The organism is Paenibacillus sp. CH40 (assembly GCF_024213605.1).
GTDB lineage: Bacteria > Bacillota > Bacilli > Paenibacillales > Paenibacillaceae > Paenibacillus > Paenibacillus polymyxa_B.
In genome coordinates, this window is record NZ_JANAVQ010000001.1 from 1,062,106 (window position 1) to 1,081,696 (window position 19,591).

The 19,591-nt window shown below is 47.1% G+C and carries 18 protein-coding genes; 11 read left to right on the forward strand and 7 right to left on the reverse strand.

Annotated features, from left to right (window positions below; all coding sequences use genetic code 11):
• The first annotated feature begins 6 nt into the window (after positions 1 to 6).
• Both NLX73_RS04620 and NLX73_RS04625 read left to right on the forward strand, forming a co-directional pair.
• Complete coding sequence (locus tag NLX73_RS04620; protein WP_254325455.1) at positions 7 to 1,425, forward strand: STM4012 family radical SAM protein; 1,419 nt, start codon at positions 7 to 9, stop codon at positions 1,423 to 1,425.
• Entirely contained in the window at positions 1,422 to 2,276 is an 855-nt protein-coding gene (locus NLX73_RS04625; protein WP_254325456.1) for an STM4011 family radical SAM protein, read from the forward strand. The genes NLX73_RS04620 and NLX73_RS04625 overlap by 4 nt, the downstream gene beginning before the upstream one ends.
• 156 nt (positions 2,277 to 2,432) lie before the next feature.
• On the opposite strand, the gene NLX73_RS04630 is transcribed toward NLX73_RS04625, so the two are convergent.
• From NLX73_RS04630 to NLX73_RS04655, 6 genes are all read right to left on the reverse strand, one after another.
• Positions 2,433 to 3,254 carry an N-acyl homoserine lactonase family protein gene (locus NLX73_RS04630; RefSeq protein ID WP_254325457.1) on the reverse strand — a complete coding sequence of 274 codons (822 nt, stop codon included), beginning with the start codon at positions 3,252 to 3,254 and terminating at the stop codon, positions 2,433 to 2,435.
• 84 nt (positions 3,255 to 3,338) lie between these two features.
• Complete coding sequence (locus tag NLX73_RS04635) at positions 3,339 to 3,980, reverse strand: TetR/AcrR family transcriptional regulator (protein ID WP_143758223.1); 642 nt, start codon at positions 3,978 to 3,980, stop codon at positions 3,339 to 3,341.
• Between the two features lie 262 nt (positions 3,981 to 4,242).
• Positions 4,243 to 4,521, reverse strand: a complete 279-nt coding sequence (locus NLX73_RS04640; RefSeq protein ID WP_044647775.1) for a YxcD family protein — start codon at positions 4,519 to 4,521, stop codon at positions 4,243 to 4,245.
• 3 nt (positions 4,522 to 4,524) lie between these two features.
• Positions 4,525 to 4,980, reverse strand: coding sequence for a hypothetical protein (locus NLX73_RS04645; RefSeq protein WP_254325458.1), 456 nt, complete (start codon positions 4,978 to 4,980; stop codon positions 4,525 to 4,527).
• Between the two features lie 152 nt (positions 4,981 to 5,132).
• Complete coding sequence (locus tag NLX73_RS04650) at positions 5,133 to 5,705, reverse strand: PadR family transcriptional regulator (RefSeq protein WP_254325459.1); 573 nt, start codon at positions 5,703 to 5,705, stop codon at positions 5,133 to 5,135.
• Positions 5,706 to 5,956: 251 nt separating this feature from the next.
• A complete protein-coding gene (locus tag NLX73_RS04655) occupies positions 5,957 to 6,520 on the reverse strand; it encodes a beta-class carbonic anhydrase (RefSeq protein WP_061831592.1) in 564 nt (187 codons plus the stop codon).
• Between the two features lie 173 nt (positions 6,521 to 6,693).
• On the opposite strand from NLX73_RS04655, the gene NLX73_RS04660 reads away from it, so the two are divergent.
• The 5 genes from NLX73_RS04660 to NLX73_RS04680 all read left to right on the forward strand — a co-directional run bounded on the left by NLX73_RS04660 (position 6,694) and on the right by NLX73_RS04680 (position 12,200).
• Positions 6,694 to 8,211, forward strand: a complete 1,518-nt coding sequence (locus NLX73_RS04660; protein ID WP_254325460.1) for a carboxypeptidase M32 — start codon at positions 6,694 to 6,696, stop codon at positions 8,209 to 8,211.
• Positions 8,212 to 8,338: 127 nt separating this feature from the next.
• Positions 8,339 to 9,430 carry an ABC transporter substrate-binding protein gene (locus tag NLX73_RS04665; RefSeq protein WP_254325461.1) on the forward strand — a complete coding sequence of 364 codons (1,092 nt, stop codon included), beginning with the start codon at positions 8,339 to 8,341 and terminating at the stop codon, positions 9,428 to 9,430.
• On the forward strand, positions 9,427 to 10,239 hold the full coding sequence (locus NLX73_RS04670) for an ABC transporter ATP-binding protein (protein ID WP_254325462.1): 813 nt from the start codon (positions 9,427 to 9,429) through the stop codon (positions 10,237 to 10,239). Before NLX73_RS04665 ends, NLX73_RS04670 begins: the two co-directional genes overlap by 4 nt.
• Before the next feature lie 8 nt (positions 10,240 to 10,247).
• Positions 10,248 to 11,081 carry an ABC transporter permease gene (locus NLX73_RS04675; RefSeq protein WP_254325463.1) on the forward strand — a complete coding sequence of 278 codons (834 nt, stop codon included), beginning with the start codon at positions 10,248 to 10,250 and terminating at the stop codon, positions 11,079 to 11,081.
• Positions 11,082 to 11,243: 162 nt separating this feature from the next.
• On the forward strand, positions 11,244 to 12,200 hold the full coding sequence (locus tag NLX73_RS04680) for an aromatic acid exporter family protein (protein WP_023989050.1): 957 nt from the start codon (positions 11,244 to 11,246) through the stop codon (positions 12,198 to 12,200).
• 21 nt (positions 12,201 to 12,221) lie between these two features.
• On the opposite strand, the gene NLX73_RS04685 is transcribed toward NLX73_RS04680, so the two are convergent.
• Positions 12,222 to 13,538 carry an amino acid permease gene (locus NLX73_RS04685; protein ID WP_254325464.1) on the reverse strand — a complete coding sequence of 439 codons (1,317 nt, stop codon included), beginning with the start codon at positions 13,536 to 13,538 and terminating at the stop codon, positions 12,222 to 12,224.
• Positions 13,539 to 13,653: 115 nt separating this feature from the next.
• On the opposite strand from NLX73_RS04685, the gene NLX73_RS04690 reads away from it, so the two are divergent.
• The 4 genes from NLX73_RS04690 to mutS all read left to right on the forward strand — a co-directional run bounded on the left by NLX73_RS04690 (position 13,654) and on the right by mutS (position 19,530).
• A complete protein-coding gene (locus NLX73_RS04690) occupies positions 13,654 to 14,550 on the forward strand; it encodes a LysR family transcriptional regulator (protein ID WP_254325465.1) in 897 nt (298 codons plus the stop codon).
• Between the two features lie 126 nt (positions 14,551 to 14,676).
• Complete coding sequence (locus tag NLX73_RS04695) at positions 14,677 to 15,234, forward strand: outer spore coat protein CotE (RefSeq protein WP_061831597.1); 558 nt, start codon at positions 14,677 to 14,679, stop codon at positions 15,232 to 15,234.
• Between the two features lie 130 nt (positions 15,235 to 15,364).
• Positions 15,365 to 16,600, forward strand: a complete 1,236-nt coding sequence (locus NLX73_RS04700) for a putative amidoligase domain-containing protein (protein ID WP_254325466.1) — start codon at positions 15,365 to 15,367, stop codon at positions 16,598 to 16,600.
• Positions 16,601 to 16,710: 110 nt separating this feature from the next.
• Entirely contained in the window at positions 16,711 to 19,530 is a 2,820-nt protein-coding gene (mutS, locus tag NLX73_RS04705; RefSeq protein WP_254325467.1) for a DNA mismatch repair protein MutS, read from the forward strand.
• Positions 19,531 to 19,591 lie beyond the last annotated feature (61 nt).

Consider the following 19,591-nt stretch of genomic DNA (forward strand, 5'->3'; position numbering starts at 1 on the left):
GCAGAAATGAAAGCCATGAATCTGAATCACTCACATCCAACGGGTGCGGTAGCCCCGGCGATAGACACAAACTTAGCACCGTCTAGGTTTCAGTGGCCTGAAACTCCTGCTGAATGGGCACGCACGATCCGTGAAGCTCCCTATCGCTCCTATCTGTACTCTTACCCGCATAAAACGGCCTATCGTTCGTTTGATACACCGCTCTCATTGCAGGAGCTGTGGGAGAAGGAGGAGTTAGAAAGCTATTTTTTGTATATGCATATTCCGTTTTGCGCGGCTCGCTGTGGATTTTGTAACCTCTTCACTTTGCCGGACAAGCGTCTGGATGTACATAAGGAGTATGTGGATGCGCTAGAAAGACAAGCCAAGCAATGGGCACCCATTATGGGCCGTCGGCCTTTTTCGCGTTTTGCGATCGGCGGCGGTACACCAACCTTACTGGAGGCTCCTTTGGTGGAGCGTTTGTTTGACATAGCGGAAAATATAATGGGACTGGACCCTAAACGAGCTTCTATTTCGGTGGAAACCTCTCCCGATACTGTGACTGAGGATAGGTTGGAGGTGCTCAAGCGCCGCGGGACAGATCGTGTCAGCATGGGAATTCAGAGCTTTGTGGAATCAGAAAGTGCCGCCATTTACCGACCTCAGAAGCCCAAACTTGTTAGAGAAGCACTTGAGCGGCTGGTGGAATACAACTTTCCTTTGCTGAACGTGGATCTGATCTATGGCCTGCCTGGTCAAACGGTGGAAACCTGGCTGTATTCTTTAGAGGAAGCACTGTCTTACTCGCCAGGAGAGATTTTTCTTTATCCGCTATATATTCGAGAAAATACGATTTTAAAGCCAGGCTATACCGGGCTGGATCATGATATTCGTCTTAGCTTATATGAAGTGGCGCGCGAACGGCTCAAACAGGCAGGATATGTACAATATTCCATGCGCCGTTTTGCAAAAAATGATGGTTTATCCAGCAAAGAGCTTTTGCCCTACAGTTGTCAGGAGGAAGGTATGGCTGGTCTGGGGTGTGGTGCGCGATCCTATACACGTAATGTTCACTATGCCAGCCGGTACGGTGTTAGTGCAGCAGCTACGCGTAGTATTATCGCAGATTATGTTGCTGCGGAACGTCATGATCTGGCTGACTACGGCTTTATTTTAAATGTGGATGAGAGTAAGCGACGCTTTATCTTAAAGGCGCTTCTTCATCGGGAAGGTTTGGAGCTATCGGCCTATGCAGAGCGCTTCGGTGTATCCCTATCGGACGATTTTACGGGAATGTCATTGCTGCTGGAATCCGGTATGGCTGTCGTCGTGGAGGGTAGGCTGCGACTTACAGAGCAAGGAATGGCCTATTCCGATGCGATTGGGGACTGGATGATCTCCACGTCAGTACGTGAGCGCATGGAAGGATATGTAGGCGCATGAGAGCGACCTTATATTATCGTGGTTCGTTGACCTCGTGCAACTATGCCTGCCCATACTGTCCGTTCAGTAAAAACGTTGATAGTCGGGAAACGTTGAACAAGGATCGGGCCCAGTTGGAACGTTTTGCCGATTGGGTACGAGAACAGGGCGCTCTGGGGCATCGTCTCTCTATTTTTTTTAATCCGTATGGAGAAGCCTTGATTCATTCCTGGTATCGCAAGACCATGATTGAGTTTTCCCACATGGCGCATGTGGAAAAAGTGGCGGTACAGACGAATCTATCGACTAAGCTGGATTGGACGCAAGAACTGAACCCGGAGACTGCTGCGCTGTGGGCTACATATCACCCTGGAGAGACGAAAGAGCAAGTTTTTATATCGCAGGCTATGAAGCTATATGAACTTGGCATTTCCTATAGTGTCGGTACCGTCGGGTTAAGACAGGCATTTCCGGCTATTCGTTCCTTGCGATCGCAACTTCCAAGGGATGTTTATTTGTGGATCAACGCCTACAAGGATCGTCCACATTATTATACAGATGCTGAGGTTACTGAATTAACTGCGATAGACCCCTATTTTCAATGGAATTTAAAGGATTATAGCAGTCAGGGGCGGGCATGTCGCGCTGGTGAAGATGTATTTTATGTCCAGGGTGACGGAAGAGTAAAACACTGCTATCAGGATCGAAGGGTGCTAGGATACTTATACAGGGATGGTCTTGAGGGTCTGAGTGGCAAACGTCCGTGCCGTATGAAAGAATGCGGCTGCTATATCGGCTATATTCATATGGAGGAGCAGCCGTTTCGGGAAATGTACGGTAGTGGCTTACTCGAAAGGGTGCCGCAAAGGTAGATGAATTCAAACTTCTAATGGTAGCTAAAATACTGTAGTGTGGTATACCGATTTGACTAATGCAAATGAGCCCATCACCGATTGCTTGGAAGTTGATTTATTTCCAATTGGCATCGGGATGGGCTTTTGCTTAACGCCCCCCAAAGATATGACTCATCATAACACAATCGTATGCGGCTTAATGTCTGGGTCATGATTAGCGATCACTTCTATACAGTTAGGTTCATTACTCATATGTTTGACCCACTTCAACGATTCAATGGCCTGTTGTTTATTAACAAGTACACCCTGAAGAATCATTTCCTCCCAAGACTTTTTTGCATATCCTGTATCGCTAGTTAAGAGAACAAATTTCCCGTTATTTTTTACAATAGTAGCTGACAAACCATGGGAATGACCAGGAGTGTGCACAAAAATTAAAGATTCATCACCAAATAAGTCAAATGACTGATGTTGTGGACCATATTCTGATGGTTTAAAAGAGAAGGTCCTGATCGGGACTCCTTCCCACATATGTTGTAAGTAGCGATGTTTGCTTTTGGGCGCGGCTTCCCATTCAATGTCACTAGTCAAAATATTCTTAGCTTTGCTTACCAGTTTAATACCGCTCGCATGATCAATATCGAGATGGCTTAAAATGACATAATCTAAATTCTTTATTTTCACACCCAAATTCTGAAGTTGTTCATCAATTGCCTGACCTTCTGGAAGAATAGCTTTATTAATTTGGTAATGAATTCTACCCATGTATTTACGCTGATCTTTACGTACATCGGTGTGCCAACCGGTATCAATTAATATGAGGCCCTTAGGATGTTCGATTAAATAAGCGGAAACAGGCAGCTTATTCTGATATTTTTTTGACCTGAAAATCCCTGTAAAAGCAATAGGGTTGAGTGTGTTTTGGTTAAATGGCAGAGCCATGTCAGTTTGAACTTGGCCGCAGTGCAGTACATGAATTTTAATCGTTTCAGACATTATAATAACCTCAGCTTTCGTCAGGAATTTGAATTTCATTAACCGGTTGTTGAATTTAATTTCCTATTAAACCCCTTGACACGATTATGATGTCAAGGGGTTCCATAAATCGAGCATATGATCAATAATTTGTTCCCTGGTAATATCTCTGGAAAGGTCGCTTAATAATTCAATATTGATCAATTTGCTTACAATATCCTGTATACTCATAGACATGAACTGTCTAGCTGCGATTTCAAAGTTCATTTTACGTACTTCGCCTTTTTCATATCTTCTCTGCAAAAAACCTGCGAACCATTGGAGCCGCTCATGAAGTAAATTTGAAAGGTGAATGGTTTCAGAAAGCTCCATCACATCACTTTCTCTGAACAAAATACGCATGAGTTCTATGTCCCCCGTAAACAATTCATTTCCCAATTCATATATCTTTTTCAATGCTTCCTTTAATGGAAGGGATTCTAAATCTGAATTAGATGAATTAAGTTTTCCTAGTTGTTCTTCGAATCCTTCTTGAATAAGAACAGTCAGCAATTCTCTTTTCCCACCAGGAAAATAATGATACAAAATGCCATCTGCCATATTTAATGCTCTATGAATGCTTCTTACTGTAGTTTTATGATAGCCTTCCCTAAAAAACAGTATTTTAGCTTGTTGCAGAATTTTTCGACGTGTTTCTGCAGCTTGGATCTGTCGAGAGTTTTTTGGAGTATGCACTACATACATCATCTTCTTTCATATTCATTAACCGTCCGTTGAATGAAATATATAATAATTAAATTAAAGTGTCAACCGCATTAAGTGCCTGATCAATAAATAAGGATGTGGCTGGGCCTTTACTGGAGCTACGTACTTCACACTATATTTCCACATTTCGAAGAAGCTATAACAAAAAACAGTGTCAAAAAAGAACCGACCCTTGCATCAAGCAAAGGTCGGTTCTGATGTTGTATAGCGTGCTTAGCACGACTAATCTATGCGAAATGCAGAGTTAGTTCTGGACAATGGCTGTAATTTCTTCGTCCAGATCCAGTCTGACCTGCTCGCGATAGGCACGGATATTGTACTCGGAATGCAGGTATCTCAGGATGGCCTCAATCATGTTGGCTTCCACCAGATACTGACTGCGGCCCTGTACATGGACTTCTGCTGAATATCCTGTATCCTCTTCCCAGCTTAATTCTACTGTTACATCAGTGGGCTGGACACCTTTGCGTTCAGCCATATGCAAGCAAATAGCGTTGACAATCTCATCCATACTCAAAATCATAGCTTAGTAACGTCCTCTGCGGGAATCATCTGGTCTGCGACGATTTTTAATAGCACGGTAGATACCTACTCCGGCCATGATCAGGACGTAAATGGCGAGAACGTTAACGGCCAGACCAAGCAAGCTTCCCAATGCGCCCATGTTGCCGAACAATCCGCCGAAGAGCATACCTGCCAAACCGCCCAGCATCATACCTTTCAGGAATCCGCCGCCACCGCCAAGGAATCCACCAGTTCTGCTTGTATTACCGGCAGTTGCCCCTGACTTGGTTCCGCTATCTGACTTATTGATGCCACTGCTGTCATTCGCCTTGCTTGGTGTAGATTGGTATGATTTAGGCCCGGATTTAAACCCGCCGCCTCGCCTTGCATCAGCTGTAGATGGTGCGATCATAGCAATGAGTAGGGTAAAAGCCATCATCAGCATCATCATATTTTTCAAAGTAAATGTTTTTTTCATGTAAATATATCCCCCTTAGTAAATTTTTTTATAGGTCAAACAACCGCTAACCAGTAATACGAATGGCATGGAAAAGGGTTTCAAAGAATTTTAATTTTTAAAAATTAAATAATAACGTCCCATAAATCCTATGCATGGATTGGTAAAAGCATTCAGCTTTGCGGCTTAAGTAAAAACGGATTAGAATCCGTACTGACATCACCGGCAAGCAGCATGCGCAGAACCATTTGGCACCATTCCAGACCTGCTTTAGCATTCAAAAGTCCTTTTTGTACTAAAATATAGTCACCAAAGTTCTTACTGCCAAAATGTAAATTCTCTGCGGGAATGTCGTTCAGAATATCCTCAAGATGCTGGATTTTCTGAATAAAATGACGTTTGCGTTCTTCCAGCATACGATTGGCACTACTTTTGTCCGTCAACCAAAGACAGAACAGTCGAAGACTTAATTCATCCCGTGTAACCGGAGCAGCTAACGCTTCCTGGGACCATTGCTGAAGCATATGGATTCCCTTGTCGGTAATGGTATACATTTTCTTATCAGGCTTGTCGGACTGCTGAATCCAACGAGAGGCTAGCAGTTCCTTGCTCTCCATACGGGCCAGTAGCGGATAGATCTGACTGTGCTTAGCCTGCCAAAAAGGCTGAATACGCAACATCAGATCATAGCCGGAGGATTCCTCTCTTGCGAGAAGCCCCAACAGACCATACGATAGTAAATTCATAGATCTTATCTCCTTCATCCATCATAGTAACGGTTGTAACAGCACTGCGGCAGGTATTCTGCAGCTTCATGAAAAGTGTACACTGAAACTGTATGGTTTGACAACTTTCAGACAGGTCGTTCACAGGTTAGCCAAAATTGGCTCCTGTCATTCTCCACGTATATGCGCTTTTTTTCATAAAAAAGGGTAGTTTAGGCTCGTATGTACGAGCTTAAACTACCCTGGTAACTTTCTGCCGAAGCGTATCCTGTTTACTGTTCATTCCCGTCAACGACAAGCGTTAACGCTCCTGTATCTGGATGAATAACCATGCCGTGAACGGGGGCATTAGGGGGGAGAAGCGGGTGATTCTTAATAAGCTTCACGGTAGTTCTTACCCCTTCTTCAATGTTGTCAAATCCTTTTAACCATTTATTTAGCTTAATGCCTGAATTTTCTAATGTGTTCAGCACTTCCTGAGAAATTCCGCGATCGAGCATTTCATTGACCATGTGGTCTGCATTTAATGCAGCCATACCGCATTCATAATGGCCCACGACGACGACTTCGTCTGCTCCCAGCTCATACAGGGCGACTAGCACACTGCGCATTACGCTTCCAAAGGGCTGTGAAATAATCGCACCCGCATTTTTGATGATTTTCACATCACCGTTGCGCAGGTTCATAGCTTTTGGGAGTAATTCCGTTAGCCGTGTATCCATACAGGTGATAATGACCATTTTTTTATTGGGGAACTTGCCCGTTCTATAGGCCTCGTATTCTTTGTTTTCTACGAAAACACGATTGTACTCTAAAATTTCTTTGATGTGATCCACGATTGTTCCCTCCAGATTCTAATAAAGTTTGATATGTACAGTCCAACGTTTGTTTTAGGTCTTAGGAGCTGGTCGTACATGTTGTGTGTTGATTATACTTTTTAATATAAGTATCATCAAGTATAGGTATTGTAAAGTTTTAACCATTTTAAGTTAAAGAGGTGACCTCAAATATGACGCAACAGACGTTGGATCAATTGACGGCTTTAAAGGAGCTTGCACACAAAATTAGTAGTTATGGCGAAGCAGTAGGTCTGCTGCACTGGGATTTACGGACTGGCGCTCCGCGCAAGGGCGTTGATATTCGGTCGGAGACGTTGGGTATGCTGTCCACTGAAATGTTCAAGCTGATGATCTCGGATGAAATGGGACAATTGCTGCAATTTTTTGCTGTAGAAGACAAGCTGAAGCAACTGGAGGACAATGATCGCAGATTGGTGGAGGAATGCCGTAAAAATTATGAACTGAATCGTTCGGTTCCGGCAGACCGATACCGGGATTATAGCATTCTTGCAGCACAGGCAGAGAGCAAGTGGGAGGACGCAAAGGAACATAGCGATTTTGCCGGATTTGAACCGTACTTGTCTAAAATCGTAGACATGAAGCGTGAGTTTATCGGCTACTGGGGTGTTAAGGATACAGAGTATGACACGCTTTTGGATCAATATGAGCCGGGGATGACGGTTGAAAAGCTGGATGCTGTGTTTGATCGTCTCAAAAAGCGCCTTGTGCCCCTATTGTCTAAAATTCAGGCTTCATCGAACCAGCCGGATAAGAGCTTTTTAGATGGTGTGTTTGATGTGAAGCAGCAGGAGAAGTTCAGCCTATTCATTTTAGGACAGATGGGGTATGACTTTGACGCAGGTCGTTTGGATGAGAGTGTACATCCTTTCGCAACAGGATTAAATCCAGGTGATGTGCGTATAACAACTCATTATCTGCAAGATGATGTAACCAGTGCTATTTTCAGTTCGTTGCATGAAGGAGGTCATGCGCTGTACGAACAAAATATTGCTCCAGAGCTGGCAGGATCACTACTGTCTGGAGGAACCTCTATGGGGATTCATGAATCCCAGTCCCGCTTGTGGGAGAATAAAATCGGACGCAGTCGTGCTTTCTGGGATCGGTATTACGATGATTTGCAAAAGCATTTTCCTGATCGTTTGGCAAAGGTTACGGCAGAGCAATTCTACCGGGCAGTCAACCGTGTGGAAAATTCACTGATTCGTATTGAAGCGGATGAGCTAACATATAATTTACATATCATTATCCGTTATGAAATTGAAAAAATGCTGTTTAATGAAAAGCTGGATGTGAAGCGTCTCCCCGAGGTGTGGAATGCGAAATACAAGGAATACTTGGGACTTGTTCCACCGAATGACGGACTGGGCGTACTTCAAGACGTTCACTGGTCCGGCGGTGATTTTGGTTATTTTGCTTCCTACTCGCTTGGCAATATGTATGCAGCGCAAATTTTGGCGACATTACGCAAAGAGTTGCCAAATCTGGATGAATTAATTGCTGCTGGAGAGCTTGAGCCGATCAAGCAATGGCTGACCGAACGTATTTACCGTTACGGCAAGAGTCGGACGCCGTCCGAGTTGATTGTAGCCATTACAGGTGAGGAGCTGAACCCGGATTATCTCGCCGACTATCTGGAAGAGAAATATACCTCCATATACAAGCTGTAAATCATATAGCATCTACCCCGCGTTCCCGGGCGAACGTGGGGTTTTTTTTTGCAATTAACCAATATATCGACAACGGCATAACAATATATGAAGTCAACCGAAGTAAAAAGGTGGGGAGGGAATAAGGATGAAAAACGGCGCTCGTTTCAAAGCTGTGGTGGCTGCGGCACTACTCGGATTACTGTTGCTCAGTGGGTGCACCCCCAAAGGAGGGGAGCAGACGATTGAGATCAGATTAGGCGAGGTAGCCCGTACGGTCTTTTATGCGCCGCAGTATGTAGCCTTGAGCCAGGGTATGTTTGCTCAGGAGGGACTGGATGTCCAGCTGGCAACGATTCCCGGGGGTGACAAGGCAATGACGGCGTTGTTGTCCAATCAGGCGGATATCGCGCTCATCGGCGCGGAAACATCTATTTATGTGTATCAGCAAGGAGCAGAGGACCCTATCATTAATTTTGCCCAACTGACACAGACGGATGGAACCTTTTTGTTTGCCCGTCAAACGCAGGATAGCTTTGAATGGGAAAAGCTGAAAGGGCAAAATTTTTTAGGGCAACGCAAGGGCGGAATGCCGCAAATGTCACTTGAATTTACGCTTCGCAAACACGGCATTGATCCTCACAAGGATCTGAAGCTGATTCAAAATATTGATTTTGCTAATGTTGCCTCTGCTTTCGGCTCCGGTACAGGGGATTATGTGCAGCTGTTTGAGCCGCAGGCATCTATTTTTGAAAAGGAAGGTCGTGGGCGGGTTGTTGCCTCTATCGGTGTGGAGAGCGGCGAGTTGCCGTATACGGTATATATGGCTAAGCAAAGCTACCTGAACACAAATAGCGAGGCTGCACAGAAATTTACAAATGCTGTATATCGGGCACAACAGTGGATTGCTACGCATTCACCTGAACAGATTGCCGAAGCAATCACGCCCTATTTTAAAGATACAGATTTAGCTGTTTTAACGAGTAGTATCAAGCGATATAAGGAACAGAGTACCTATGCTTTGAACCCGATGATTGAAGAAAAGGAATGGAAGAACTTACAGGATGTCATGACCTCGGCAGGGGAGCTTAAAAGTCCGGTTGCACTAGATAAGCTAGTGAACCCAAGCTTTGCACAACGAGCGATTTCGTCAAGCTCTACCGGGAATACTGAACCGCCTGTGAAAAAGAGCACAACTGAATCTACGCATGCAGGCGTCGGTGCCGGAGGTTCGTCATGATGGAGGAACGGAGTGGCCTAACTTTGGACGCGACCATCCCGATGGTGAGACTGGAGCAAGTGACGCATGTCTATGTAACGGATCGTGAAGCTTCGCTGGCGGTTGAGAATATTGATTTTTCCGTAGAGACAGGGGAGTTTGTCAGCTTGGTTGGTCCAAGCGGCTGCGGCAAAACGACGATCCTGTCCATGATCGCGGGGCTACTGCGTCCAGCGGCAGGCCAAGTTATGTTGCAAGGTCAGCCGGTAAGTGGTCCGAGTCCAGAGGTCGGTTACATGTTGCAGCAGGATTATCTGTTCCCGTGGCGGACGATAATGGATAACGCATTGTTGGGTCTGGAACTAGGCAACAGAGTAGATGAAGCTGCGCGTGAGCGGACACGGCTGTTACTGGAAGGCATGGGTCTGGAAGGGAAGGAGCATCTGCATCCATCCCAGTTGTCTGGGGGAATGCGCCAGCGCGTGGCGCTGGTACGGACGCTGGCGACCAATCCGGGACTGCTGCTGCTGGATGAACCGTTCTCCGCGCTGGATTATCAAACCAAGCTACAGCTGGAAGATCTGATTGCGGAAACCTTGCGCGAGCGGAGGAAGACGGCTATTTTAGTCACACATGATTTGGCCGAGGCCATTGCGGTCAGTGACCGGATTATAGTGATGGGTCGAAATCCGGGTCATATCCGACGTACCTTCGAGGTTCCGGATTGCATCCGAGGGGCTCAGCCTTTTTATGCACGCGAGCAGCCGGGTTTTAATGAGCTTTTTCATGAAATATGGGGTGAACTGGAGGCTTCGGGAGCAAAGGAGTGAGTTAACGTATGAAGGACGAAGCGGATCAGCTTGAGCAACGTTGGATTCAAGGACTACATCAGGCGTATTTACGCAGCAGGCGTTCGCAACGATGGTTAGTGACAGGTGTGCAGACAGCTATTTTACTGCTTTTGTTTGTGCTATGGGAATTTGCAGGCCGTTTGAAGTGGATTGATGTACTACTGTTCAGCTATCCGAGCAAAATTTTTACCCAGATCGGCAAGGATGCGGTCAGTGGTGAATTATGGGGACATGTAGGTGTCACCGTGGGAGAGACGATGGCGGGTTTTTTACTCGGTACACTGTTAGGTACGTTGCTGGCTGTACTTATTTGGTGGTCACCGTTTTTGTCGAGGGTGCTTGATCCCTATATGGTCGTGTTCAACAGTATGCCTAAGGTGGCGCTAGGTCCAATTTTTATCGTCATGTTTGGGGCGGGATTTACTGCTATCCTAATGACAACCCTCTCCATTACGGTCATCATTACGACACTAGTCGTATACAACAGCTTTCAGGAAGTCGATTCGAATCTAATCAAAGTGGTTCGCACGTTTGGCGGATCACGCCGTGATACGTTTCAAAAGGTGATTTTACCTGCATCCTTTCCTGCAATCGTCTCTACGCTGAAAGTGAATGTCGGTATGGCATGGGTTGGTGTGATTGTTGGTGAATTTCTGGTGGCTAAAAACGGCTTAGGCTATTTGATTATCTATGGTTTTCAGGTGTTCAATTTCACGCTGGTTATGTCCAGTCTGTTGATCATTGCTGTCGTAGCTACACTGATGTATCAGGCAGTCGTGTATGTGGAGCATCGTCTGCTTTCGGGTCGTCCTCATCGCTAATAATAAAATTTCTGAACATTTGTGTAAAACGTGAAAATAAAGTACCATGAAAAATGAAAATACTTAAAATTTATGAAAATGAACATTTTGCATCGATCCGAATGAATTCGAATTATGCAAAACACTGAAACAGATTTCATCTAGAGAGGACAGAATTTTTTCATGGGCTTTCGTACGATTAAAACGGCTATTGCCGCATTAATGGCCGTACTTATTGCGGAGGGTTTTGGCATTCATGGAGCCACCTCAGCAGGGCTTTTAGCGATTTTGGGGGTGGATGTCACACGCAAGAGAAGTCTCCGTACCATTTCGGCGAGATTTTTTGCATCCGTCGTGGGGCTTCTTTTTGCTTGTGTTTTGTTTGTGGTATTCGGATTCCATGATTGGGTACTGGCATTATATATTTTAACGGCGTTTCCAGTCATTGTACGGGTGGGGTTTAAAGAAGGGATCGTCACCGGTTCGGTTGTTGTTTTTCGCGTATTCAGCGGCGGCGTGATTGATATGGAGGTACTGCTGACCCAGCTAGCTCTGCTAGTGATTGGACTGGGTTCCGCGATGATTGTCAATTTAGCCTATATGCCGGGTTCTGATAATACAATGCAGCAAATTCGGCAGGAGGTGGATCGGACATTTTCTGTTATATTCAGAAATATGGCCAATACGCTGCGTAGTCCAGCATACATATGGGATGGCAAGGAAGTTATTGAAGCGAACAGCGTGATAGCCAAAGGGGTTACTGAGGCGGGGCGTTCCTTGGAAAATCAGATGCTTCGTCCCCAAGAGGGCTGGAATGTGTATTTTTATATGCGAAAAGAACAGCTGGATTCGATCCAAAACATGATGCAGTTGATCGCACAAATGTATCAGCATATGCCGCAGGCCAAGCTTCTGGCCGAGCTGTTCGACCAGCTTAGCAATGACGTTTTGGCTGGACATTATACGGGACAGACCGAGAAGCTGCTAGAGCAGGTTCGTGAAGAATTTAAAGCCATGGAGCTTCCCGCAACCCGGGAGGAATTTGAGATTCGCTCGGCATTATTGCAGCTCACACATGAGCTTCATCAGTATTTGAAAATTGCGAAAAAGGACAAGGCCCCTACTCCAGTGAAAAACTAGAGTAAAGGCCTTGAGCGGCTACTATCCATGACGGACAGTAGCCTTTTCTTGTTCAGTAATGGTAGAAGTCGGAAGATTCAAAGTCCGTTTGTGCCGAATTCGGTCTGTGATCCATAAGACAGCGGTGATCAGGCAAGGGTACAGCATAGCCCATCCGACAAAGGGGAAAACGATCGCCGTAGAAATGAACGATATCCAACTAATGGAAACGCCCCAGCGACTACCACGCAGAAGCTTAATTCCTGCTGCACAACCTCCGAGATAGGTCAGAATAAAGGTGGCGTTCGGGAACTGGATCAGGTTAGTGAGTGAAACAGCGCCACTACCGTACAACACCATAATGATCACGAAGCAGACGCTAAGAAAAGCAATGCCTCCGATAGGGGTATGGAAACGTTGGGATAACCTGCCCATCCAGCGAAAGGCCTGTCCTTGCCGGGATAAAGCATAAGCGACACGTGAAGCGGCACCAACATAAGCAATAATAGTAGCGGTACAAATAAAGATACCCGTCAAGCCTGCAATTATCGCGCCCCATGGCCCGATAGCTCGACTAATCACCCATACGAGCGAAGCATCCGAATCCCCTGCAAGGTAACTTTGTGTGCCCACAGTAGCCAGCGCAGTTAAGAAATAAAGTAAACCGACAATGACGGCTGCAATGGTCACACCTCTAACGGCCGCCCGCTGGGGATTTGTGAATTCCTCTGACATATGGGACACGGCCTCCCAACCGATAAAGCACCAAAACAGAATCGCGGCCGCTTGACCGACGGAGAGCCAGCCATGTGGAACAAACGGGGTGAAGTGGACTGTTTTCATCTGAGGAAGTGCTGCGGCAATGGCGAATATAAGGACGGCAACGATAGCTATGACGACTGCGATCTGAATACGTCCCGCGACCTTCATGCCGATCCAGTTAATGATCAGGCCCACCGCCAGCATAGCAGCGGCTAACATCATGCGGCTTTCCTCTCCCCACCCCATGGCTGCGGTCATATAGCCGGCTCCGGTGAGTGCGGCAACAGGTGCCCCAATCGGAACCGACATGAGAAAAAACCACCCGATATAAGCACCGGCACGTGGTGAAAAGGCCAACGTGACAAAGTGCGATACCCCTCCCGCATTCGGAAATTTGGCGGATAGAAGACCCATGGAAAGTGCCATTGGCAAGATGAGCAGGGTCATAAAACCCCATGCCAGCAGCGATGCCGGCCCTGCCATTTGGGCTGCAAGACCAGGCACAATCAATATCCCCGAACCCAGTACAGCTCCGATATAGAGAGCAATGGCCTGTGGAAGACCAATGGTGGATTGAAGTTTACTTTCATTTGTCATGCAGAAAAGCCTTCTTTCTCTTGTTATTTTCTCCAGCTTATCAGATAATCAATCTATCGGAAAAACGGAATATAACGATTGCTTGCATCGGAAAAACCGATTGAAGGAGCGGATTATGGAATCGCGGCATTTGTTTACCTTTTTAAATGTAGTTGAGGCAGGCAGTTTTACGCGAGCAGCGCGTATACTGGATTATGCACAGTCGAGTATCACTGCTCAAATTCAAGCGCTAGAGACAGAGTTGGGTACGCCGCTTTTTGATCGCATTGGCAAAAAAATCATGCTTACGGATGCCGGACGACGTCTGCTGCCCTATGCGCAGGAAATTTCCAAGATGCATGCTATGGCTAAGGATGCACTTCGTTCAGAAACAGAATTGGCGGGCACGCTGAAAATAGGAGCACCAGAGTCTCTGGCCGCTTTTCGTCTACCGAGTCTAATCCGTGAATACAGGGAACGGTATCCGAAGGTTAAAATTGTCCTTAAACCCGGCGAATGCTGGGAATTACGCGATTTGATCCGTTCTGGTGAGCTGGATTTGGCTTTTTTGCTTCAGCCTGAGACGGAGGATAGAGAATTGAATGTCACCACGCTTATTCACGAGCCGATGGCCTTGGTAGCGCCACTTAAGCATTCGCTGGTTACCTATAGCCGGGTAGAGCCTGCCGACTTGAAGGACGAAACCATTTTGCATACGGAGGCAGGATGTACGTACCGTATCCTTTTTGAGCAGTATTTGAATAAACACGGAATTTTTTCAGACCCTAGCCTGGAATTTTGGAGTATTGAAGCCATCAAGCAGTGTGTCATGGCTGGATTGGGTATAGCGCTGCTTCCGCTGGTAACGGTACAAAATGAGCTGCGAGAAGGTAAAATGGCGCGTTTAGCCTGGGATGACAGTGAACAGCAGGTGGCTACTCAGGTCGCTTATCACACGAAAAAGTGGAAATCTCCGGCTCTTAGCGAATTTTTACAGATCGTTGAGCAGCATGTAACACATTGGCGTGCATGAGTTCAAGCCATCGCGGCATATGCTTATACAAATAATATTTTTTCCTTTTCGCCTATTCACTCAACATTCGCCCACAACCTGCATACATATGTATGGAATGATTGATTGTATGGAGGAGGTTCAAGAATGGCATTAAGTCATAAAAATCGTAGAGAGATTATTACCAAAGCGATCTGTGGTAAAGGTCGCAGATTCTCTACCGTAACCCATACCGTAACTCCGCCGAATAATCCGACGAGCATTTTAGGGGCATGGATTATTAACCACCAGTATGAAGCTGTGGCGGCGGGGGACGGCATTGAGGTCGTCGGGACGTATGATATCAATATTTGGTACTCATACGATAAAAACTCGCAGACCGATGTGGCCAAGGAAACGGTGTCGTACGTAGAAAATGTGCCGCTCTCGTATCTTGATCCGAAGCACCGGGCGTCTACAGTGGAAGTATCCGCCGAAGCTACACAGGAGCCGAGTTGCGTCGAGGCCAGTGTGTCTTCTGGAGGTGGCAGCGTAATGATCCGGGTCGAGCGGGAATTTGCGGTGGAGCTGGTGGCGGAAACGAAGATTGTTGTAGAAGTATTCCCGAATGGTAGCAGCGATGATTTTGAAAAAGACTTTGATTTTGGAGCGGAAGAGGGGGACTATGAGGAGCTCGACCCCGACCTCATTGACGACGAGCTCTGACAGAAGTAACCAAAAAGAGGGCCGCTTTACTCTTTGCGCCGGCTGATTCTGCGCAGGGGGCAAAGGCCCTCCTTTTTTATTGTTTGGGTTGAAATTGGGTGAAATCCGTACGTAGTCCGTAGGGGGGAACATGATGCAGCAGCCGGGACAGGCGCTCATACGCTTCAGACAGATGCCAAATGATGAAAAAAAGCGTAGACTGGAGCGTTCAGGCATAGCGGTGCAGTGGATGGATAGCAGCCTTGCAGATTTTGCGATAGGCTACGCGGTGCAAATCCATCAACTGCGAGTGTTGGAAATTCGTAGACGTGCCATCGAGGGACCTTCCAAAGTCCGCGCACACGATCTATCTGAGCTGGATCAACGTTCACTGCTCTATGTCCGGATGGAGCGGCTGGCTGTACGTGCGTTGTACACACTGGGTTTGGACAGTGGTGAGGTGGTACTGACGCCGCTGGGGGAGCGCAGCTGTCAGGTGCGCGAAGTCTCGGCACAGCCATGGCTGAATGATAGACGTTTGGCCACGCTATATGAAATTGCTGCGCGCGAAGGGGATATTGAGGGTGAGAATCTTTCAGCGGAACGAGGCAGAGATCGACTACTCATCGGAATGGACCCTGAATTTGTGCTGGTTCGTATGCCAGAGGGACGGGTCGTTCCGGCATCAAGATATTTGGGTCGTCTCGGCATAGTCGGCTGCGATGCTGTTACCCGCCGGGGACGAACACTGTATCCAGTCGCTGAGCTTCGTCCTGCGCCAAGTGGAGATCCGGCCCGTCTGCTGAAGCATCTGCGTCAAGCTTTTGCAACCGCAGCCCGGCGCATTGCTGACCGCACACTCATCTGGCAGGCGGGGGGGATGCCGCAACCGGGTTTTCCGCTGGGCGGACATCTGCATTTTAGCGGGGTTTCGCTAAACGGTGCCTTGCTCCGGGCACTGGATAACTATTTGGCACTGCCTTTGGCGCTACTGGAAGACAAGCGTGCGGTCCGGCGCAGACCGCATTATGGCAATTTGGGTGATTTTCGCCGTCAGTCGTATGGAGGCTTTGAATATCGTACACTGCCCAGTTTTCTTATTTCGCCACAGCTGGCGAAAGGTGTGATTGGAATGGCGTTTCTCATTGCTTCTCAATATCCGCGTTTGCAACGTAGGCCGCTGGGTCAGGAGGAGGTTCACAGAGCCTTTTATGAAGGAAATCAATCTGTGCTTAAGGAGTATATGGAACCTCTTATTTTGGATATGGTTTCACTGGAAATATACTCGCAATATGAAGCTTATGTAGCGCCATTGCTGGACAGCCTCCGCAAGGGGAAACAGTGGGATGAATCACGGGATTTGCGCCCATATTGGAAGCTTACGTAAAATCAAGTGTCGTCACCAGGAACGGTTTCATGTTATCGACTGTCATTTTTGATATAATGAGAGATAATTATAAGTTTAAACGGAACAAAGTGTGGGGGTTAGTGAACGGTATGTCCAAATATACACCGATGATTGAGCAGTATTTATCCATAAAAGAGCAGGCTAAAGATGCATTTTTGTTTTTCCGTCTGGGAGATTTTTACGAGATGTTTTTCGATGATGCAATTCTTGCATCCAAGGAGCTGGAAATTACACTTACGGGTCGTGAGGGTGGCGCCACGGAAAAAATTCCGATGTGCGGCGTGCCTTATCATTCAGCTGAAAATTACATACAGCGCCTCATTGAGAAGGGTTATAAGGTGGCCATCTGTGAGCAAATGGAGGAAGCCTCAGCTACGAAGGGGATGGTGCGGCGGGATATTGTCCGCGTTGTGACCCCGGGAACGGTAATGGAAGGCAAGGTGCTGGGTGACAAATCCAACAACTACATGGTATGTGTCACAGAGACGGACGGAATGCTGGCGCTTGCGGCGTGCGACTTGTCAACAGGTGAATTGTATGTGACCTCTGTGCCTGATTCAAAAGAATGGCTACTAGATGAAATTAACATTTATGAGCCTTCCGAAATGTTGGGGGATGGTCATCTGCTGGATTTTGTGACATCCCGTATGTCCCCCGTTGGACGGCGTGTTGTGTATACAGCTTGGGACAAATCCAAGGATGATCTGGTTCGGGATCAATTTGGGGAAGCCACGTGGGCAAGGCTTACGGAGGAACGCAGACGGTGCGTATCGCGCTTGATTTCCTATTTGAATGAAACACAAAAAAGATCGTTAGGCCAATTGACCCAAATCTCGGTATATGAGCCAAACCATTTTATGATTCTGGATCCATTTACCCGCAGGAATCTGGAACTGGTGGAGACGGTACGGGAACGCTCCAAGAAAGGCTCGCTGCTGTGGCTGTTGGACCGCACAGAGACTTCCATGGGAGCGCGTCTGTTGCGTCGTTGGATTGACAAGCCACTGTTGAGCAGCAGTCTTATTGAGGAACGCTTGGAGGCGGTGGACAAGCTATACCACCAGTTTATTTTCCGAGAGGATGTACGTGCTCAGCTTAAAGAGATTTACGATCTGGAGCGTCTAGTTGGGCGGATCGCCTTTGGTAGTGCTAATGCACGTGATCTGATCGCCCTCAAGCTGTCGCTGGCCCAAATTCCTTCTTTACGCGAGCTGTGCGCTGGATCTCCTTCGAAGACGCTGAGACGGATTGCACAAACGCTGGATAGCTGTACAGACCTGTGTGCGTTGATTGAGGAAGCGGTGGCGGATGAACCGCCAATTTCCGTAAGGGATGGAGGCCTTATTAAGGAAGGCTACCATCAGCGTCTGGACGAACTGCGCGAGGCGAGTGTGAACGGTAAACGTTGGATCGCTGAGCTAGAGGCCAAGGAACGTGCAGCAACCGGCATTCGGTCACTTAAAATTGGATACAACAAAGTATTTGGTTATTATATCGAGGTGACCAAATCCAATTTGGCTTCATTACCAGAAGGTCGATATGAACGCAAACAGACGTTGGCGAATGCGGAACGGTATATCACACCGGAGTTGAAGGAAAAGGAATCTCTAATTCTGGAAGCCGAGGATAAAATGGTTGATCTGGAGTACACGCTTTTTACCGAGCTTCGCAGTAAACTAAACGCTGAAATTCCCCGTTTGCAAAAGCTGGCAGAGCAAGTGGCTGAAATTGACGTGTATCAGTCGCTGGCATCGGTTAGTGCGGAACGGGGATTCGTGAAACCTGAGCTGACTACAGGATATGATTTCGTAGTGGAGCAGGGGCGCCATCCCGTGGTGGAAGCCGTAATGAAAGATGGCGGTTTTATCGCCAACAGCACGGTGTTGGAGGAAGGCGATGCGCATATTCTACTTATCACCGGGCCGAACATGGCTGGGAAAAGTACGTATATGCGTCAGGTTGCGCTTATTGCAATTATGGCTCAAATTGGCTGCTTTGTCCCAGCTGCACGTGCCAAGGTGCCAATGCTGGATCGCATTTTTACACGGATCGGCGCGGCGGATGATCTCATCGGCGGGCAGAGTACGTTTATGGTCGAAATGGCAGATATCCAAGTGATGACGGACAAGGCAACTCCGCGAAGCTTGATCATTATTGATGAACTGGGACGAGGTACGTCCACTAGTGAAGGGATGGCAATTGCACAGGCAGTCATCGAATTTGTCCATGACACGATCGGCTGTAAGGCGCTGGTATCCACGCATTTCCATGAGCTGGCGCATTTGGAGCAAGGCCTGTCTTCGCTGCGAAATTACTCTATGGCCGTGCAGGAAAGCGGCGACAAGGTGAATTTCCTACGCAAGCTCATACCGGGAGCGGCTAGCAGTAGCTATGGCATTTATTGTGCTCGGCTTGCAGGCTTGCCCAATAACATTATTGAGCGAGCGAATGGACTGCTGAATGGTTTTGAACAGGCAGCAGCTCAAGTAACGGCAGGTACCGAGATAGTAGTAGGAGGGAAGGAAGGGACTGATCTTCGTACAGTTTCAGGGACGGAAGATATTTCTTCTTTGACCGAATATAATTCAGGCCAGACATTGCGAGAAAGCGGAGAAACTGCATCATCAACTCAGTCTTTATCACAGCAGGCCACCCTTGTAAAAGAAGATACTCTGCAGACTGTGGAGGATTCCAGCAGGTTGGAGCAAGGAGCAACCGAAGTGGTACAGCTGTCCATTTTCGGAGAGCAGGAGCTTGCCGCCTCCAAGCCCCATGCAGAGACAGTAGAGGCTAATCCGATTGTGCGCCAAATTTTGCGCAAGGTGAAAAATGCTGATGTCATGAATATGACTCCTTTACAGGCAATGCAGCTGTTAAATGATCTTAAAAACAAGGCCAATGGCCTGTAGTTAAAATAAGTGACATTTATTCCTATTTTTCATCACACTTTGAAGTCAGGAGGAGGTTAAA

What these genes read in the sequence shown, in the direction of transcription:
- NLX73_RS04620 (WP_254325455.1), top strand. Translation starts at nt 7, where the DNA reads ATGAAAGCCATGAATCTGAATCACTCACATCCAACGGGTGCGGTAGCC.
- NLX73_RS04625 (WP_254325456.1), top strand. Translation starts at nt 1,422, where the DNA reads ATGAGAGCGACCTTATATTATCGTGGTTCGTTGACCTCGTGCAACTAT.
- NLX73_RS04630 (WP_254325457.1), bottom strand. Translation starts at nt 3,254, where the DNA reads ATGTCTGAAACGATTAAAATTCATGTACTGCACTGCGGCCAAGTTCAA.
- NLX73_RS04635 (WP_143758223.1), bottom strand. Translation starts at nt 3,980, where the DNA reads ATGATGTATGTAGTGCATACTCCAAAAAACTCTCGACAGATCCAAGCT.
- NLX73_RS04640 (WP_044647775.1), bottom strand. Translation starts at nt 4,521, where the DNA reads ATGATTTTGAGTATGGATGAGATTGTCAACGCTATTTGCTTGCATATG.
- NLX73_RS04645 (WP_254325458.1), bottom strand. Translation starts at nt 4,980, where the DNA reads ATGAAAAAAACATTTACTTTGAAAAATATGATGATGCTGATGATGGCT.
- NLX73_RS04650 (WP_254325459.1), bottom strand. Translation starts at nt 5,705, where the DNA reads ATGAATTTACTATCGTATGGTCTGTTGGGGCTTCTCGCAAGAGAGGAA.
- NLX73_RS04660 (WP_254325460.1), top strand. Translation starts at nt 6,694, where the DNA reads ATGACGCAACAGACGTTGGATCAATTGACGGCTTTAAAGGAGCTTGCA.
- NLX73_RS04665 (WP_254325461.1), top strand. Translation starts at nt 8,339, where the DNA reads ATGAAAAACGGCGCTCGTTTCAAAGCTGTGGTGGCTGCGGCACTACTC.
- NLX73_RS04670 (WP_254325462.1), top strand. Translation starts at nt 9,427, where the DNA reads ATGATGGAGGAACGGAGTGGCCTAACTTTGGACGCGACCATCCCGATG.
- NLX73_RS04675 (WP_254325463.1), top strand. Translation starts at nt 10,248, where the DNA reads ATGAAGGACGAAGCGGATCAGCTTGAGCAACGTTGGATTCAAGGACTA.
- NLX73_RS04680 (WP_023989050.1), top strand. Translation starts at nt 11,244, where the DNA reads ATGGGCTTTCGTACGATTAAAACGGCTATTGCCGCATTAATGGCCGTA.
- NLX73_RS04685 (WP_254325464.1), bottom strand. Translation starts at nt 13,538, where the DNA reads ATGACAAATGAAAGTAAACTTCAATCCACCATTGGTCTTCCACAGGCC.
- NLX73_RS04690 (WP_254325465.1), top strand. Translation starts at nt 13,654, where the DNA reads ATGGAATCGCGGCATTTGTTTACCTTTTTAAATGTAGTTGAGGCAGGC.
- NLX73_RS04695 (WP_061831597.1), top strand. Translation starts at nt 14,677, where the DNA reads ATGGCATTAAGTCATAAAAATCGTAGAGAGATTATTACCAAAGCGATC.
- NLX73_RS04700 (WP_254325466.1), top strand. Translation starts at nt 15,365, where the DNA reads ATGATGCAGCAGCCGGGACAGGCGCTCATACGCTTCAGACAGATGCCA.
- mutS (WP_254325467.1), top strand. Translation starts at nt 16,711, where the DNA reads ATGTCCAAATATACACCGATGATTGAGCAGTATTTATCCATAAAAGAG.